The 16,704-nt window shown below is 71.4% G+C and carries 12 protein-coding genes; 8 read left to right on the top strand and 4 right to left on the bottom strand.

The genetic code is table 11. The features are described 5' to 3' along the window. The first annotated feature begins 331 nt into the window (after window positions 1-331). Window positions 332-3,862, top strand: a complete 3,531-nt coding sequence (gene mfd, locus ACI2L1_RS26225; RefSeq protein WP_404741812.1) for a transcription-repair coupling factor — start codon at window positions 332-334, stop codon at window positions 3,860-3,862. Window positions 3,863-4,049: 187 nt separating this feature from the next. Further along, window positions 4,050-6,404, top strand: a complete 2,355-nt coding sequence (locus ACI2L1_RS26230; RefSeq protein ID WP_404741813.1) for a hypothetical protein — start codon at window positions 4,050-4,052, stop codon at window positions 6,402-6,404. 9 nt (window positions 6,405-6,413) lie between these two features. Here ACI2L1_RS26230 and ACI2L1_RS26235 read toward each other — a convergent pair whose 3' ends face one another. Continuing rightward, window positions 6,414-6,998: a TetR/AcrR family transcriptional regulator gene (locus ACI2L1_RS26235; protein ID WP_404741814.1), complete on the bottom strand. Its 585-nt coding sequence runs from the start codon at window positions 6,996-6,998 to the stop codon at window positions 6,414-6,416. A 105-nt stretch (window positions 6,999-7,103) separates the two neighbouring features. On the opposite strand from ACI2L1_RS26235, the gene ACI2L1_RS26240 reads away from it, so the two are divergent. Next, window positions 7,104-8,000 (top strand): hypothetical protein, encoded by an 897-nt coding sequence (locus ACI2L1_RS26240; protein ID WP_404741815.1) that lies wholly within the window; start codon window positions 7,104-7,106, stop codon window positions 7,998-8,000. Window positions 8,001-8,246: 246 nt separating this feature from the next. Here the strand turns inward: ACI2L1_RS26240 and ACI2L1_RS26245 are convergent, their stop codons facing one another. Beyond that, entirely contained in the window at window positions 8,247-8,432 is a 186-nt protein-coding gene (locus ACI2L1_RS26245; protein WP_404741816.1) for an Rv0909 family putative TA system antitoxin, read from the bottom strand. A gap of 191 nt (window positions 8,433-8,623) precedes the next feature. On the opposite strand from ACI2L1_RS26245, the gene ACI2L1_RS26250 reads away from it, so the two are divergent. Both ACI2L1_RS26250 and ACI2L1_RS26255 read left to right on the top strand, forming a co-directional pair. Then, window positions 8,624-9,337, top strand: a complete 714-nt coding sequence (locus tag ACI2L1_RS26250; protein ID WP_404741901.1) for an HNH endonuclease family protein — start codon at window positions 8,624-8,626, stop codon at window positions 9,335-9,337. A gap of 109 nt (window positions 9,338-9,446) precedes the next feature. Then, a complete protein-coding gene (locus ACI2L1_RS26255) occupies window positions 9,447-10,190 on the top strand; it encodes a GNAT family N-acetyltransferase (protein WP_404741817.1) in 744 nt (247 codons plus the stop codon). A 24-nt stretch (window positions 10,191-10,214) separates the two neighbouring features. Here the strand turns inward: ACI2L1_RS26255 and ACI2L1_RS26260 are convergent, their stop codons facing one another. After that, window positions 10,215-11,009, bottom strand: coding sequence for a hypothetical protein (locus ACI2L1_RS26260; RefSeq protein ID WP_404741818.1), 795 nt, complete (start codon window positions 11,007-11,009; stop codon window positions 10,215-10,217). Between the two features lie 85 nt (window positions 11,010-11,094). Further along, a complete protein-coding gene (locus tag ACI2L1_RS26265) occupies window positions 11,095-11,802 on the bottom strand; it encodes a hypothetical protein (RefSeq protein WP_404741819.1) in 708 nt (235 codons plus the stop codon). Window positions 11,803-12,015: 213 nt separating this feature from the next. Here ACI2L1_RS26265 and ACI2L1_RS26270 point away from each other — a divergent pair, with 213 nt between their 5' ends. The 3 genes from ACI2L1_RS26270 (at window position 12,016) to ACI2L1_RS26280 (ending at window position 16,633) form a co-directional block, all read left to right on the top strand. Further along, the gene (locus ACI2L1_RS26270; RefSeq protein ID WP_404741820.1) at window positions 12,016-14,226 is read left to right on the top strand and encodes an N-6 DNA methylase; all 2,211 of its coding nucleotides are present in this window, start codon (window positions 12,016-12,018) and stop codon (window positions 14,224-14,226) included. Between the two features lie 263 nt (window positions 14,227-14,489). Beyond that, a complete protein-coding gene (locus ACI2L1_RS26275; protein WP_404741821.1) occupies window positions 14,490-15,101 on the top strand; it encodes a hypothetical protein in 612 nt (203 codons plus the stop codon). A 38-nt stretch (window positions 15,102-15,139) separates the two neighbouring features. Continuing rightward, window positions 15,140-16,633, top strand: coding sequence for a protein kinase (locus ACI2L1_RS26280; RefSeq protein WP_404741902.1), 1,494 nt, complete (start codon window positions 15,140-15,142; stop codon window positions 16,631-16,633). The last annotated feature ends 71 nt before the right edge of the window (window positions 16,634-16,704 follow it).

The following is a 16,704-nucleotide window of genomic DNA, read 5'->3' on the forward strand; positions in this document are numbered from 1 at the left end:
TGGGGTGCCCCGGGGGGGCGTGGGGGCCGGGGGGGGGGGGGGGGGGGGGGGGGGGGGGGGGGGCCCCCCCCCCCCCGGGGCGGGGTCGAAGGGGCGGCAGCCCCTGGCATGGGACGGGTAGGGGCGGCGGGGGCGAAACAACGCGAGGCCCACCCCCGCACCGGCCCTGTGGAAAACCCATCCCGCGGAAAGCCGGCGTCATCCACAGCCCCCGCACCGGTCGCCGCCGCGTCGTAGGCTGGAGACCCCCCGGCCGGTCACCGCGTCGGGCCCTTCGTGTTGCCCACCCTCAGCCCACCCCCAGCCCAGCCCCGGACGAAAGCCGCCCCGAATGAGCCTGCACGGTCTGCTCGACGCCGTCGTCAAGGACCCCGCCCTCGCGGAAGCGATCGCGGCCGCCCAGGACAGCAACCGGATGCACGTCGACCTGGTCGGCCCCCCGGCCGCCCGCCCCTTCGCGATCGCCGCCCTCGCGCGTGAGGCGGGCCGGCCGGTGCTCGCGGTGACGGCGACCGGCCGGGAGGCGGAGGACCTGGCCGCGGCCCTGCGCTCCCTGCTCCCGCCGGAGGGGGTCGTGGAGTACCCCTCCTGGGAGACCCTCCCGCACGAGCGCCTCAGCCCCCGCAGCGACACCGTCGGCCGCCGCCTGGCCGTCCTGCGGCGCCTCACCCACCCCCGCCCCGACGACCCCGAGACCGGCCCGGTCTCGGTGGTCGTCGCGCCCGTACGATCCGTGCTCCAGCCGCAGGTCAAGGGCCTCGGTGAGCTGGAACCGGTGGCCCTGCGGACCGGACAGACCGCCGACCTGAACGCGATCGTGGAGTCCCTCGCCGCAGCCGCGTACGCGCGCGTGGAACTCGTCGAGAAGCGCGGCGAGTTCGCCGTACGCGGCGGCATCCTGGACGTCTTCCCGCCCACCGAGGAACACCCCCTGCGCGTCGAGTTCTGGGGCGACGAGGTCGAGGAGATCCGCTACTTCAAGGTCGCCGACCAGCGCTCCCTGGAGGTCGCCGAACACGGCCTGTGGGCGCCCCCGTGCCGTGAACTCCTGCTGACTGACGACGTACGGGCACGCGCGCGTGCCCTCGCCGAGCAGCACCCCGAGCTGGGCGAGTTGCTCGGCAGGATCGCCGAGGGCATCGCCGTCGAGGGCATGGAGTCCCTGGCGCCCGTCCTCGTCGACGACATGGAGCTGCTCATCGACGTCCTGCCCAAGGGCGCCATGGCCGTCGTATGCGATCCGGAGCGGGTCCGCACGCGTGCGTCCGACCTCGTGGCGACCTCCCAGGAGTTCCTCCAGGCCTCCTGGGCGGCCACCGCGGGCGGTGGCGAGGCGCCCATCGACGTGGGCGCGGCCTCCCTGTGGTCCATCGCCGACGTCCGGGACCGCGCGCGCGAGCTGGACATGATGTGGTGGTCGGTGTCGCCGTTCGCCGCGGATCTCGAACTGGAGGCGGACACCCTCAAGCTGGGCATGCACGCGCCCGAGACCTACCGCGGAGACACCGCCAAGGCGCTCGCCGACACCAAGGGCTGGCTCGCCGACGGCTGGCGCGCGGTCTTCGTGACCGAGGCGCACGGACCCGCGGCCCGTACCGTCGAGGTGCTGGGCGGCGAGGGCATCGCGGCCCGTCTCGACGCGGAGCTCGCGTCACTGAGCCCGTCCGTCGTGCACGTGGCGTGCGGCTCGATCGAGTACGGCTTCGTCGACCCGGCGCTCAGACTCGCCGTCCTGACCGAGACCGACCTGACCGGGCAGAAGGCGGCCGGCAAGGACGGCGCCCGGATGCCCGCCAGGCGCCGCAAGACGATCGACCCGCTCACCCTGGAGACGGGTGACTACATCGTCCACGAACAGCACGGCGTCGGCCGCTACATCGAGATGGTCCAGCGGACCGTGCAGGGCGCCACGCGCGAGTACCTCGTCGTCGAGTACGCCCCCGCCAAGCGCGGCCAGCCCGGCGACCGCCTCTACATCCCGACCGACCAGCTGGAACAGATCACCAAGTACGTCGGCGGCGAGGCACCCACGCTGCACCGGCTCGGCGGCGCCGACTGGACGAAGACCAAGGCGCGCGCGAAGAAGGCCGTCAAGGAGATCGCCGCCGACCTGATCAAGCTGTACAGCGCGCGGATGGCGGCCCCGGGCCACACCTTCGGACCGGACACCCCGTGGCAGCGCGAGCTGGAGGACGCCTTCCCGTACGCGGAGACGCCCGACCAGCTCACCACCATCGCCGAGGTCAAGGAGGACATGGAGAAGTCGGTCCCCATGGACCGCCTGATCTGCGGCGACGTCGGCTACGGCAAGACGGAGATCGCGGTCCGGGCCGCGTTCAAGGCCGTACAGGACGGCAAGCAGGTGGCGGTGCTGGTGCCGACCACGCTGCTGGTGCAGCAGCACTTCGGGACGTTCTCCGAGCGCTACTCCCAATTCCCCGTCAACGTACGGGCGTTGAGCCGCTTCCAGACCGACACCGAGGCGAAGGCGGCCCTGGAGGGCCTGCGCGAGGGCTCGGTGGACGTCGTCATCGGCACCCACCGCCTGTTCTCCTCCGAGACCAAGTTCAAGGACCTCGGCCTGGTCATCGTCGACGAGGAGCAGCGCTTCGGCGTCGAGCACAAGGAGCAGCTGAAGAAGCTCCGCGCCAACGTCGACGTGCTGACCATGTCGGCGACACCGATCCCGCGCACCCTGGAGATGGCGGTCACCGGCATCCGCGAGATGTCGACGATCACCACGCCGCCGGAGGAGCGCCATCCGGTGCTCACCTTCGTCGGTCCGTACGAGGAGAAGCAGATCGGCGCGGCCATCCGTCGTGAACTGCTGCGTGAGGGCCAGGTCTTCTACATCCACAACCGTGTCGAGTCGATCGACCGGGCGGCTTCGCGGCTGCGCGAGATCGTCCCCGAGGCGCGTATCGCGACCGCGCACGGCCAGATGTCGGAGTCGGCCCTTGAGCAGGTCGTCGTCGACTTCTGGGAGAAGAAGTTCGATGTGCTGGTGTCGACCACGATCGTCGAGTCCGGCATCGACATCTCCAACGCGAACACGCTGATCGTGGAGCGCGGCGACAACTTCGGCCTCTCGCAGCTGCACCAGCTGCGCGGCCGGGTCGGACGAGGCCGGGAGCGCGGCTACGCCTACTTCCTCTACCCGCCGGAGAAGCCGCTGACGGAGACGGCCCACGAACGGCTCGCGACCATCGCCCAGCACACCGAGATGGGCGCGGGCATGTACGTGGCGATGAAGGACCTGGAGATCCGGGGAGCCGGAAACCTCCTCGGCGGAGAGCAGTCCGGCCACATCGCGGGCGTCGGCTTCGATCTGTACGTCCGCATGGTCGGCGAGGCCGTCGCGGACTACCGGGCCTCCCTGGAAGGCGGTGTCGAGGAGGAGCCGCCGCTGGAGGTCAAGATCGAGCTCCCGGTCGACGCGCACGTCCCGCACGACTACGCGCCGGGCGAGCGGCTGCGTCTGCAGGCCTATCGCGCGATCGCCTCGGTGAACACCGAGGAGGACGTCAAGGCCGTACGCGAGGAACTCGTCGACCGCTACGGCAAGTTGCCCGAGCCGGTCGAGAACCTCCTCCTGGTCGCCGGTCTCCGGATGCTGGCACGCGCGTGTGGCGTCGGCGAGATCGTCCTCCAGGGCACCAACATCCGCTTCGCGCCGGTCGAGTTGCGGGAGTCGCAGGAACTACGACTCAAGCGGCTGTACCCCGGCACCGTCATCAAGCCGGCAGCGCACCAGGTACTGGTGCCGCGGCCCAAGACGGCCAAGGTGGGCGGGAAGCCGTTGGTCGGGCGGGAGTTGCTCGGCTGGGTGGGGGAGTTTCTCACGTCGATTCTGGGGTCCTAGGTCGATTCTGAGGTCCTGGGGCTCTGGCGTCCTGGGGTCGATTCTGTGGTCCTGGGGACGGGCGTTTTCCGGGCGTCACTCTTATGGGTGACGCCCGCCCCGGCCTTCCTTGACACCGGCCGCGCACGCTCCCATCGTTGACGCACCGGGCGCCTGCCAGGCGCCCCGTTCATTCCCAGGGGGAGGAATGAACAGTGTCGTCTTCGGCAATCTCAGCGTCTCTCTCACCGACCGGCACGGCGCCCGTCTGACCCGCCTGCCGCTGCGCGCACCCGGGCCCGGACCGATGAGGCGGCCGTACGGACCCACACTTCCCGCTCCACCGTTCATGGTGGGCCGGGCCGGACAGCGCGAGCTCGTGCGCCGCGCGGTGCGCGAGCGGGGTGCGGTGGAGTTCAGGGGCCCGTGCGGGGCGGGAAAGACCACGCTGCTCAGGAACGCCGGCGGCGGGTACGTACGCGTCGGCCGCACCGAACTGGAGGACCTCCTCCAGGACTTGATGCGGCAGTTCTACGTCTACCCCGGCGCCGAAGGCGTACGGCTGACCACGGACGAGTGCGCGGGTGCGCTGGGACAGGTGCCCGGAGGAGTCGTCGCCCTCGACGACGTGTCCTACAACCCGCAGCAACTCGGCTATCTGCGCGCGGTGTTGCGGGACTGCGCACTGGTGGTCGGGGCCGCAACACCCGTACTCGGCACACTGGGGACCTCACAGGCCCTGCCGGGTCTGTCGGAGCAGGAAGCGTTGGCCCTGCTCGCGCATGAGCTGGGCCGCGCCGTCGCGGACGCCGAAAGGGACGCCGTGCGACGGCTGGTGGCGGCCGTGGGCGGGCAGCCGCTGTCTCTGCGGCAGGCGGCCGCGCTGGTGCGGGTCGACGGCCGCTCCTTCGCCGAACTCGCCACGCGCGCCGAGTCCGGCCCCGGCGTCCTGGACGAGCTGTGCATCTCGGCCGTGGGACCGCAGGCCAAGCGCGTGTTGGGGGTGCTCACGCTGCTCGGCGGCGCGTTGCTGCCCGGTCCCGTGCTCGCGCAGATGGCCGACATCGCCTACGTCGCCGAGACCCTGGAGTCGCTCACCGCGCGCGGGCTGGCCGAACAGGCCGAGGACCGCTTCGGGTTACCGGTCTGCAAGTCCGACTCCTACCGGCAGATCCTGTACCACTACATCGGACTCGCCTCCGTACTGCGTTCGTTGGGCGCCTGGCTGGCCTCCTGCGATCCCGGCGGAGAGGAGGCGCGCGGGGCGGTCGACGCGGCGCTGAGCCTGCTCGGCATCGCGGCCGAGCGGCGCCAGTGGCAGGCGGTCGTGCAACTGGTGACCGTCGTCGAACGGGTGCTGTTCGTCCAGGGGCACTGGCAGTCCTGGCAGAACACCCTCGCGCAGGGCATCACCGCGGCGCAGGCGGCCGGGAACAAGGCGGCCGAGGCGTACTTCACCCATCAGCAGGGCGTCCAGCACTTCCTCCACGACCGGGTGGACCATGCCCACCGTCTCCTGCGCAGGGCGCTCGACCTGCGAACCCAGCTGGGGGACATGGCGGGGGCGGCGGTCACACGGGCCAATCTGGCGCTCCTCGAACCCCCGCCACCTCCGCCGATGCCCTCGACCCCGCCGTCGTCCGGCACCTCGAACTCGCGGCGCCTGGTGATGGCCGCTGTTGCCGGGGTGGTGGCGGTGCTGGTGGTGGGGTCGGCGATCGTGCAGGCGGTGGGTGGGGGTGGGGGTGGGGACGACGACGGGGGCTCGGCCTCGCCACTTGTGTCTTCTGCGGATTCCGCGGGGACGGAGGGCAGCGGAGGGCAGGTGGGCGGGGGGACGACCGTGGGAGGTGCGGGGGGTAGCCCGGTGTCCGGGGGGACGACGGGCGGGCGTACGACGGGGGGCGTACCGACGTCCGGGGGGACGACGGAAGGCCGTACCAGCACCGGCACGAGCGGGGGCCCGCCATCCGTACCGCTCGACGGGCCGGTCATCACCGCCTCCGAGCCGGACTTCGGGACGGTCAACATCACGACGGGCCTGGACACATCGGTCGTCACCTTCAGCATCGCCAATCCCAACGACCAGGCCATCGACATCGGTCCCACGAACATTGTGGACGGCAGCGTCTTCGCGTCGGTCCGCAGCACGTGCGGGGATCGGCTGGAGGCAGGTGCCTCCTGCACGGAGGACATCGAGTTCGGGCCCACGCAACTGGGGGCCACGAGCACCGAGTTCACGGTTTCCTCGGGAAGCAAGACCTCCAGGGCTCCACTCACCGGCACGGGTGTCGTCAGCCTCACGATCGTCCTCACCGGAGGACGCGACACCGCCGAGCTCGCGGCCAAGGACGCCCAGGGCGGTGAGCTTTGCAGGGGCCCCAACCCGACGACGTGCGAGATCGATGTCTCGACGCCAGGGCTGGAGCTGACCGGGACCATCACGGGCACCGGCTTCCGGCTGAAGCGGTGGGACGGGGACTGCGTCGGAGGCAACCCCTGCGTGCCGGTCCTGGACCAGGACCGCAAGGTGACGGCCACCTTCGCTCCGGACATCCGCTGACGCCCCTGCCTAGACGGACCGGAACAGCGTGGTCGCCAACGAACGGAACACCTCCTCGGGGTCCTTGCCGCCCACCGCGCCGTCCAGGTTGTGCCCGAGCAGCAGCGTGGCGAAGCCGTGGGCGAGGGCCCAGGCGGCGACGCCGGCGAGGCGGGTGTCGATGCCGAAGTCCTCCGCCCGCACGGTCGACACCGAGGTGCGCAGGGCGTCGGTGGCCAGGGCGCGGGCCGTGGTGAGTTCGAGGTCGTCGGCGCGCAGGAGTTCGGGCGCGAACATCACCTGGAAGTGGGCCGGATGCTCGCGGGCGAAGCGGACGTAGCGCACCCCCGCGTCCTTGAGATCCGCGGCTTCCGAGAGGGCCGCCGCGAGCAGCCCGAAGCCCTCGGCGGCGATCGCGGTGAGCAGCCCGGTGCGGTCCCTGAAGTGATGGGCCGGGGCCGCGTGCGAGACCCCGGCGCGGCGCGCGAGGTCGCGCAGGCTCAGCCCGGTGGGGCCGTCGGCGGTGATGACGTCGAGCGCGGCGGTGAGGATCGTGTGGCGGAGGTCGCCGTGGTGGTAGGGGCGGCGGGGCCGTTCTGACTGCGCGGGTGCCATGGTCAGAAGCGTACGCGCAATCTAGGCATTGACAAGTTGGGGTGGGTCGAGGCAATCTAGTCAATGTCAAGTTCTGGGATGTGTGGATGCGACGGGGGTGGTGTCATGTCGACGTACGACGACGGGGCCGGTGCGGGCGGTGTGGAGCTGAGTCGTGTACGGCAGCTCTGGCACCTGCTGGAACCCCTGCACGCGGTGCTCTACTACGCGCCGGAGGTCTTCGAGGAGGCCGCGGCGCTCGGATACGACACGAAGGAGCGCTGGCCGAGCTACTTCCCGCTCCGTGCCGCGCCGTTGGGGCCGGTGGGTGCCGAGCGTGTGACCTCCGCCTTCTACAGCTTCAGTCCGCGCATGGTCGCGGAGCACATCGACTCCGCGTGGGCGACCGCCGACCCCGGCGCGGTGCTGGCGGCGAGGCTGCGGGGGATCGACCGGGCCTACCGCGCGATACTCGGCGACCGTGTCGACAGCCCCGAACTGGCGGAGGCCGCCGCTCTCGCCCGACGGGCCGCCGAAGCGGCGAACACCGAGGGCCGACCGCTCGCCGCGGCCAACGCCGAGCTGGAGTGGCCCGAGGCCCCGCACCTCCAACTGTGGCAGGCGGCGACGATCCTGCGCGAGCACCGCGGTGACGGTCACCTCGCGGCCCTGCTCGTGGCCGGACTCGACCCGGTGGAGTCGCTGGTCTCCTTCGCCGCGATCGGTGCCGCGTCCGTGGAGCGCTTCGAGAGCCGTGGCTGGAGCGAGGGGGAATGGGAGTCCGCGCGGGCGCGACTGGCGGCCCGCGGTCTGGTCGGCGAGAGCGGCGAAGCCACCGACGCCGGCCGCGACCTCCGGCACCGCGTCGAGCACCACACCGACCAACTCGCCGCCGCCCCCTGGCAGTTGCTCGGCCCGGTGAGCACCGACCGCCTCGCGGACCTGCTCGGCGACTTCTGGGTCGCGGTGCTGTCCTCCGGGCTGCTTCCGTCGGAGACCACTTTGGGCATAGGGAAGGTGTGATCGTGACAGCCAGGATGACGACGCTCGACCTGCTCGGCTGATACGTGACGGCGGGCGGTTGGTGCGAGCAGAAGCCCAACCGTGGCCGAGCCTTACGGTGTTGCCGTGGCCGGTCTGATCCTTCCGGAACGCCGAAGCCGCCCGCGGGAGACGGAGCTCCGCGGACGGCCTCTGGTTCAGCGTGTGGTGGGGGAGCCTGCGCGGGCCGTGCCCGGCGGGTCCGGTGTCCTCCGTCGGTCTCCGGGGCTACGGCTGCTCGGGCCTGTCGCGATCCATGCCGAGCGACCCTTCGATCTTCTGCTGCGCGTCGTCGACCTGGCTCTCGTACTTGTTGCCCGTCTTGTCATTGGCCTTGCGTTCCGCCGCGTCGGACATGTCCTTGCCCTTGTCCTGCATCTGGCGGTTGCTCTTGAACCTGTCGAAGATGCCCATCCAGAGCTCCTTCCGGAGAGACTCAGGTACGACGATACGGCCGTTATGTCCGCGATGCCCATTCGGACGGATCGTGGTCTGGACCTCCTGAACGCCACGGTGCGCCCGCTCGCTACGGTGTGCGCGGCGTCGTTCAAGGGAAGGCGCTCCCTGCGGGGGCGGACCGGGTTGCAAGGGGAGGGGCGCACGTGATGCGTCTGAGGGGCGGGGCCGCGGCCGCCGTCGTGCTGGTGTTCGCCGTGGCCGGGTGCAAGGCGGAGACGACCACCGGGTCCGGAGGCCCGGAGGAGACCGGGGGATCGGGCGCGGCTCTCACCGCCGCCGAGTCCCTCACCGTGAAGGGGCGGGCGCCCAAGACGGGGTACGAGCGGGACAGGTTCGGCACCGCGTGGGCGGACACGGACTCGAACGACTGCGACACACGTGACGACATACTCAAACGGGACCTTGAGGACGTGAAGTTCACCGGCGGCGACTGCAAGGTGTCCTACGGCGTGCTGGAGTCGGACCCGTACTCGGGCAAGGAGGTGACCTACCGGCGCGGCCGCAGCCAGGTCGACATCGACCATGTGGTCGCGCTCTCCGACGCCTGGCAGAAGGGTGCCAAGTACTGGGCCGCCAGCAAACGCATAGCTCTCGCCAACGACCCCCTCAACCTCCTTGCCGTCGACGCGAGCACCAACCGTTCCAAGGGCGACGGCGACACGGCGACCTGGCTGCCGCCCAACAAGGCGTACCGGTGCACGTATGTGGCCGCCCAGGTCGCGGTGAAGAAGAAGTACGACCTGTGGGTCACGACCGCCGAGAAGTCCGCGATGGAGAAGGTCCTCTCGGGCTGCCCCGGCCAGAAACTTCCGACCGGCGGCAACCCGACGGCGGCACCGCCGCGGTTCCACGCGGACTGAGAGGACGTGCCGGCCGCAGGACCCGGGTCCGCCCCGACGCGTCGCGTGCCGTGGCGGGCGGGCGGGAAATGCGCTTTCCGGTGGCCGGACCCCCGCCTACGGTGACCGCATGGAGCTGAAGGTATCGAGTCTCGCCGAGCGTCCCGAGATGCGGGAGCGCGTCCTCGACATGGCCAACAGCTGGCCGGAGTTCGTGACCGAGGATCCCGTGGGCAACGCCCACTACGGACGGATCTCCGGTGAACTCCCCGAGTACGTGCTGTTCGCCGAGGACGATCGGGGCGAGATCGTCGCGCACGCCCACAGCGTGCCCTTCGCCCTCCATGCCGAGGACCGTGGTGAGCTGCCCGACCGGGGCTGGGACGAGGTGCTGGTGTGGGCCTTCAGCGACCTGCGCCGTGGTGTGCGGCCCGACACCGTCAGCGCGATCTCGGTGGTCGTCGATCCGCGTCTCCAGGGCCATGGCCTGTCCGCCCGGATGCTCTCGGCGCTGCGTGACAACGCCCGCGCCCACGGCTTCGGAGAGGTCGTCGCCCCCGTCCGTCCCAGCGCCAAGCATCTGGAACCGCACACCCCGATGCAGGAGTACGCCTACCGGGTACGCCCCGACGGCCTGCCGCACGACCCCTGGCTGCGTGTCCACGCCCGGGCCGGCGCCGCCGTCCACGCGGTGGCCCCGGCTTCCATGACGGTGTCCGGCTCGCTGGAGCAGTGGCGCCGCTGGACCGGACTGCCCTTCGACACCCGGGGCGACATCGAGGTGCCCGGGGCCCTGGTGCCGGTGCGCTGCGAACCGGAGCGCGGGTACGCGGTGTACGTCGAGCCCAATGTGTGGATGCGGCACGCCCTTTGAGCGTGCCGCGTCGGCCTCTGTTGCTCAGCCGCCCAGGGCGTCGAGGTCCAGGATCTCGCCGGTGGGCTTCTGCGCGGGGACCGGTTCGCCGAAGTCGCTGAAGGTGACGGACCCCTGGTCGGCTCCGGCGGTGCTGTCGATCCGCAGCAGATACGGCTTGCCCTCGGTGGCGATGTACAGCGTGTAGCGGTCCTTGCCGTCCTTCTCGTGCAGGGTGATCGCCTGCGCCCCGTCGACGGTGGTCGTCTTCCCGCGGCTCGCGTCGGAGTTGGTGTCCTCGGCGCCGTCCAGCACCGCGCCCAGGTCGCAGAAGCCCTCGAACTCCTTGGCGTCCGCTCCCGTCGCCTTGGTCTTGGTCCACTTCCCGGCCAGCATGGCCACGGCCGCGTCGGTGTCCGACTTCGACTCGCCTTCACTCTGTTCGCGCAGGAACGCCTCGTCGAACTTCATGTACACGATGTCGCCGGTCTTGATCAGCTCGGCCTTGCCCTTGCCGCCCATGCCGATCGTGCCCGCGCACTCGCCCTTCTTGTTCAGGAGCACGTCCAGGCTGATGGTGCCGCCGCTCTCGTCGTCGGGAATGTCGCCCTTCATACGCAGCGAGGAGGCGCCGGTCGTCGCCTTCGTGGACCGGTCGGCTATCTCGCCGCCGGTCAGCCCGGCGAACGGTTCCTTCTTCCCGGCCGACTTGCTCGGCTCGGCGGACGCGCTGGACGCGCTCGTCCCGTTGTCCGCCGTGTCCTGGCCCGGCCGGCAGCCGGTGAGTCCTGCGGTGGCCGCGGCGGCGATGCAGAGAGCGGCAAGTGCGGTACGACGCATGGTGATTCCTTGGTGGGGATGCGATGAGGTGAGGAAGCGGGGAGCGATGTGCTGAGGTGGGGCGGGGTGAGCGGGGTCGCCCGGCTCAGCCGGTCTTCGTCCAGTCCTTGCAGCCGGACGTCTTGAAGTACCCGTCCGAGGCGCTGATCTTGACGACGGCCGTGCCGTTGACGTTGTCGTTCGCGAGGATCGAGTCGAGGCTCTGTTCGGCGTCCTTGGTGCGCTCCCAGTAGCAGGAGTCGTCGGTGTTGCCAGTGGACTTGTAGGTGCCCGGGGCGATGTCGGCGCCCACTCTGAACATGCCTCCGTCGCCGGCCATCTTGGTGGCGGGGGAGCCCTTCGCCTTCTCGTCGACGGCTTCCCAGTCGTTGCAGTCGCTCGACTTGAAGATCTTGTCGGTGGCCTTGAGGGTGACGTAACTGGTGCCGGTGACATTGTCGTTGGCCAGCAGCGAGTCCATCTCCCCCGAGGCGTCCTTGGCCCGCTCCCAGTAGCACATGCCGTCGCTGTTGCCGGTGGTGCGATAGGTGCCGGGCTTGACGTCCGAACCGACCTGGAAGTCGCCGTCCCCCGAGAAGGCGGCCTTCTTCTCGGCGACTTCGGCCTTGCCGGTGTCCTGGCCGCCCTTCCTGCCCCCCGACTCGCGTTCCGCGGACGCCGAGGAGCTCTTGCCGCCGACTGCTGAGGTGTCGCCGCCCCCTCCGTCCCCGTTGTCCCCGGCGTTCGCCGACACGGCTCCGATGACGACGATTCCCACGACGGCGCCCAGCGCGATCTTGCCCTTCATGCCCATGGCTGTGTCCCCTCCCGACGCGGCGACCGCCGCCCTTTCAGCGACCGCTCGTTCGCTGGGTCAATAAGAACAGAGGCTGTGAACCGAGTCAACACGATTCACAATGCATCCCGTGTACACGGCTGTGAATGGGTAATCTTGCGTACGTCGGTATGCTCGGCGTCACATGCCGGGCCCCAAGGGCCGGCGCGGTACGTCGAGGGGAGCGGGCGGGTGCAGGACAACGCGACTGAGGTGACCGCCGCCGGTATCGCACGGCTGGCCGGCGTGGGCCGCGCGGCCGTCAGCAACTGGCGCCGTCGGCACGCCGACTTCCCCAGGCCCGTCGGTGGCACCGAGACCAGCCCCTCCTTCGCGCTCACCGAAATCGAGTCCTGGCTGCGCAAGCAGGGAAAACTCGCCGAGGTGCCCCTGAGGGAACGTGTCTGGCAGCAGCTCTCCGGCCACCCCGAGGGCCCGGTCACCGCGCTCACCCACGCGGGCTGTGTCCTGTTGCTCATCCACGACCGGCCCCCGGTCTGGCTGGACGTGAGCGCCGGCTCCGACGAACGCCTCGCGGAGACGCTGCCGTGGGCGCTGAGGGAGGTGCTGACACCTCGGTTCGGATCCGAGTCGGCGGCCGTGAACCCCTCCCCTGCTGTGAACACCTCAGGCCCGGTTCACAGCTCCGACACCGACCGCTCCGGTGTCTCCGATGTGAACTCCGAGGACGTCACGAACGCGATGGCCCCGGCGAACGGCGTGGACCCGGCCAACGCCAGGCCCCTGGCGAACGCCGTAGTGAACACCGCGCACCCCCGAGCCGTTCACACCCCCACCGCCGCGGAGCTCCTCCCGTCCGCCCCCCTCCTGCGTGGCGTCGCCGACCTGGCCGCCGAGCTGGGCGCTCGCCAGACCTTCGAGTTCCTCCTCGGCCGGCACCTCGACGCCAACCCGCGCCAGTACACGCTCACCCCCGCCGACCTGGCCGGTCTCATGGCCGACCTCGCCGGTCCCGCCCGCACCGTCCTCGATCCGGCCTGCGGCACCGGCGCCCTCCTGAAGGCTGCCGCCACCCGCCCCGACCAGAAGCTCTACGCCCAGGACAGCGCCCCCGAACTCGCCGCGCTCACCACGCTCCGGCTCGCCCTGCACACCTGGTCCACCGTGCGCGGTGCCGTCGGCGACACCCTGCGCGCCGACGCCTACCCGCAGCTGCACGCCGACGCCGTCCTGTGCCATCCGCCGTTCAACGAGCGCAACTGGGGCCACGACGAACTCGCCTACGACGCCCGCTGGGAGTACGGCTTCCCGGCCCGCACCGAGTCCGAGCTCGCCTGGGTCCAGCACGCGCTCGCCCGCCTCAAGGACGGCGGTGCCGGCGTCCTGCTCATGCCGCCTGCCGCCGCCTCCCGCCGCTCCGGCCGCCGTATCCGCGCCGACCTGCTGCGCCGCGGTGCCCTGCGCGCCGTGATCGCCCTGCCGGTCGGCGCGGCACCGCCGTACAACATCCCGCTGCACCTGTGGGTGCTGCGCCGCCCGGCGAAGGCGCCGGCGCAGCCGGAGGTGCTGCTCGTCGACGTGGGGCAGTTCGCGGGGGAGGGGCGCGGCGGGCCGGACTGGCGGGCCGTGCGCGAGGCCGTCCTCGACTCCTGGCAGGCCTTCGGCCGGGCCGGCCGTTTCACCGAACGGCCGGGCCTGGCCCGCGCGCTACCGGTCATCGAACTCCTCGACGACGACGTGGACCTCGCCCCCGCCCGCCACCTGCCGCCCCCCACGGCGGCCGACGGCGTCGAACAGCTCACGGCCGTACGCGAACGTCTGGGCGAGACCCTGCGTCTGACCGCCGACCTCACCCCGCCGCGCGCCGACGCCGCACACCCCGCGCGGTGGCCGCTCACCACCATCGGTGAACTCGCGCGCGGGGGCGCCCTGCTGCTGCGCTCGGGCGGGAACGGCGGCCACGCGCGCGTGCCCGTCCTCACCGACCATGACGTCCTCTCCGGGGCCGACCCCTCCGGAACGCTGCCCGAGAGCGACGAGGAGGCCGTGCTGACCGAGCCGGGCGACGTCGTCGTACCGGTGCTCGGCGGAGGCTCGGTGGCACGCGTGATCGACGAGGCGACCGGGGGCGCCGCCCTGGGGCGCAACCTCGTGCTCCTGCGCCCCGATCCCGCGGCGCTCGACCCCTGGTTCCTCGCTGGCTTCCTGCGCGGCACCGCGAACAACCGCCAGGCCAGCAGCTACGCCTCCACCGCGACCCGCCTGGACGTGCGCCGACTTCAGCTGCCCCGGCTCCCGCTCGACGAACAACGGCGCTACGGCGAACGCTTCCGCGCGCTCGACGAGTTCGAGCGGGCGCTCAGGCGCGCGGGCCGGCTCGGGGACCAGCTCGTGCGCGGGATGTACGACGGACTCACGGCCGGGACGGTCGCGCCCGACTGAGACGAACCGCTGAGACGAACCGCTGAGGCGAACCGCTGAGGCGAACCGCTGAGGCGAACCGCTGAGGCGAACCGCTGAGGCGAACCGCTGAGGCGATTCGCTGAGGTGACCGCTGAGGCGGAAACCGTAACTCCGCGCGACCTGCGCGGCGGTGGGAAGTGATCAGCTCGACAACGGTTCGGTACAACCCGGGAACGCATGTCCGTGTCGACCTATACGCTCGAACTCCGTCCCCATCGGCTTCACCCGGTCCAGGAGCAGTCATGTACGGCCACGGCGCGGTGCCACCCGCCCGCAGCGCAGGCACCGTCATCACCCTGCGCGTGCTGTTCACCGCCGCCGGTTTCTTCTCGTGCGGTCTGTTCGCCTGCGCACCGCTGTTCCGGATCGCCATCCTGCGCGGACGCGGGATCGACTGGGTGCTGGCCTGGGCGAGCCTCCCGTTGTCCATCGCGTGCCTCTCGGTGGTCGGCGCGCTCCCGGAGAGCGACCGCAGGACCGACGTCGCCATGGGGATCGTCCTGCTCCTGGGGCTCTTCAGCAGCGTGTACTTCCTGGTGACGGACATCCGGATCCACCAGCAGCAGCGGTTCGTCGGCTATCCGCCGCCCCAGGGGCCGACCGTCCACGCCGGGTACGGCTATCCGCAGCCCGCGCCGCCGCCGTACACGACGCTCGGGCCGCAGCCGCAGCCGCAGCCGCAGCCGCCCACGCCGCAGGCCTCCAGGCCCGCTGTCGCCCCGCCTCCGCCTCCGCCGCCGCAGCGCCCCGCGCCCGCCCGTATCGACCAGGTGCGCGCCGAACTCGACGAGCTCAGCGACTACCTGCGCAAGCATGACGGCAGCCACGACGGCAATCCCGAGGGCGGCAGGTGACCGTGGCGACAGGGCGTGTCGTCGCAGGCCGCTATGAACTGTCCACGCTCATCGGACAGGGCGGCATGGGACAGGTGTGGACGGCCTATGACCAACGGCTCGACCGGCGCGTCGCGGTGAAGCTGCTGCGCCCCGACAAGGTGGCCGGCCAGGAGGCCGACGAGCTGCGCCGCCGGTTCATACGCGAGTGCCGGGTGACCGCGCAGGTCGACCACCCCGGGCTCGTCACCGTGCACGACGCGGGCAGCGAGGGCGAGGAGCTGTTCCTCGTCATGCAGTACGTCGATGGCGCGGACCTCTCCGACCACCTCGCCGAGCACGACCCGTACCCGTGGCAGTGGGCGGTGGCGGTCGCGGCGCAACTGTGCGCCGTGCTCAGCGCCGTGCACGCCGTGCCGATCGTCCACCGCGACCTCAAGCCGCGCAACGTGATGGTGAAGCAGGACGGCACCGTCACCGTCCTCGACCTGGGCGTGGCCTCGGTCATGGACACCGACACCACCCGCCTCACCCACACCGGTTCGCCCATCGGCTCGCCCGCCTACATGGCGCCCGAGCAGGCCATGGGCGGCGCGGTCGGCCCCTACACCGACCTGTACGCACTCGGCGTACTGCTGCACGAACTCCTCAGCGGAGACGTCCCGTTCGCGGGCTCCACGGCACTCGGCGTACTGCACCGACACCTGTACGAGCCCCCGCTGCCCGTGCGCCGCACCCGCCCCGAAGTCCCCGAGGCGCTGGAGACGCTCGTCCTGCGGCTGCTCGCCAAGGACCCGCAGCACCGCCCGGCCTCCGCGCAGGACGTGTACGAGGACCTGGCGCTGCTGCTGCCCGCGCGCGGGACGCCCACCGGAGCGCCCCTCGACCCCACACGCCCCTTCCTGCGACCACATGCCCCCTGGCCGGACCGGGCGCGCACCCCCGCACCCCAGCCCGCCCCGGTTGCCCCCGTGCCCGAGAAGGCCGAGAAGCCGGATGTCGCGCGTGCGGTCGACGAGGTCAAGCGGCTCCTCGGCGAGGGCCGCATCACCCAGGCCGTCGACATCCTCGGCGCGATCCTGCCCGCGGCCGCCGAACAGCACGGCCCGCACTCCCCGGTCGTACGCACCCTGCGCAAGCAGTACGCCGCCACCCTCATGGACGACGGCCAGTACCGGCGCGCACTGCCCGAACTGCGCCGCCTCGCCGACGAACGCGCCGCCGAGGCCGGCCAGGCCGACCCGCAGTCCCTGCGCTTCCGGTACGACGCCGCCCAGTGCCTGGAACAACTCGGCGAACCGGCGGCGGCACTGGCCGAATACCGCGCATTGCTGCCGTACTACGAGAACCAGTACGTGGCCGGCGGCCCCGAACTCGCCCATGATGTCCGCCGCCGCATCGGCCACCTCCTGCTCGCCCTCGGCGACCGCGCCGCCGCCCACGACACGCTCGCGCGGCTGCTGCACGACGTGGAACGACTCCAGGGACCCGCGCACCCGCTCGCGGCGGAGGTGCGCCGGACGCTGCAATGGCTGAGCCAGGTGCGCGGCTAGATCCGGCCGGCAGATTTTGCCGTGCCCTGAGAGAAACTTGTGATCCCCAGGGGCCTGCGTTTCCGAAAGCC

This window comes from Streptomyces sp. NPDC019531 (assembly GCF_044903305.1).
Taxonomy (GTDB): Bacteria; Actinomycetota; Actinomycetes; order Streptomycetales; family Streptomycetaceae; genus Streptomyces.

Coding starts and splice junctions, on each gene's coding strand:
- mfd (WP_404741812.1), top strand. CDS start 332: ATGAGCCTGCACGGTCTGCTCGACGCCGTCGTCAAGGACCCCGCCCTC.
- ACI2L1_RS26230 (WP_404741813.1), top strand. CDS start 4,050: ATGAACAGTGTCGTCTTCGGCAATCTCAGCGTCTCTCTCACCGACCGG.
- ACI2L1_RS26235 (WP_404741814.1), bottom strand. CDS start 6,998: ATGGCACCCGCGCAGTCAGAACGGCCCCGCCGCCCCTACCACCACGGC.
- ACI2L1_RS26240 (WP_404741815.1), top strand. CDS start 7,104: ATGTCGACGTACGACGACGGGGCCGGTGCGGGCGGTGTGGAGCTGAGT.
- ACI2L1_RS26245 (WP_404741816.1), bottom strand. CDS start 8,432: ATGGGCATCTTCGACAGGTTCAAGAGCAACCGCCAGATGCAGGACAAG.
- ACI2L1_RS26250 (WP_404741901.1), top strand. CDS start 8,624: ATGCGTCTGAGGGGCGGGGCCGCGGCCGCCGTCGTGCTGGTGTTCGCC.
- ACI2L1_RS26255 (WP_404741817.1), top strand. CDS start 9,447: ATGGAGCTGAAGGTATCGAGTCTCGCCGAGCGTCCCGAGATGCGGGAG.
- ACI2L1_RS26260 (WP_404741818.1), bottom strand. CDS start 11,009: ATGCGTCGTACCGCACTTGCCGCTCTCTGCATCGCCGCCGCGGCCACC.
- ACI2L1_RS26265 (WP_404741819.1), bottom strand. CDS start 11,802: ATGGGCATGAAGGGCAAGATCGCGCTGGGCGCCGTCGTGGGAATCGTC.
- ACI2L1_RS26275 (WP_404741821.1), top strand. CDS start 14,490: ATGTACGGCCACGGCGCGGTGCCACCCGCCCGCAGCGCAGGCACCGTC.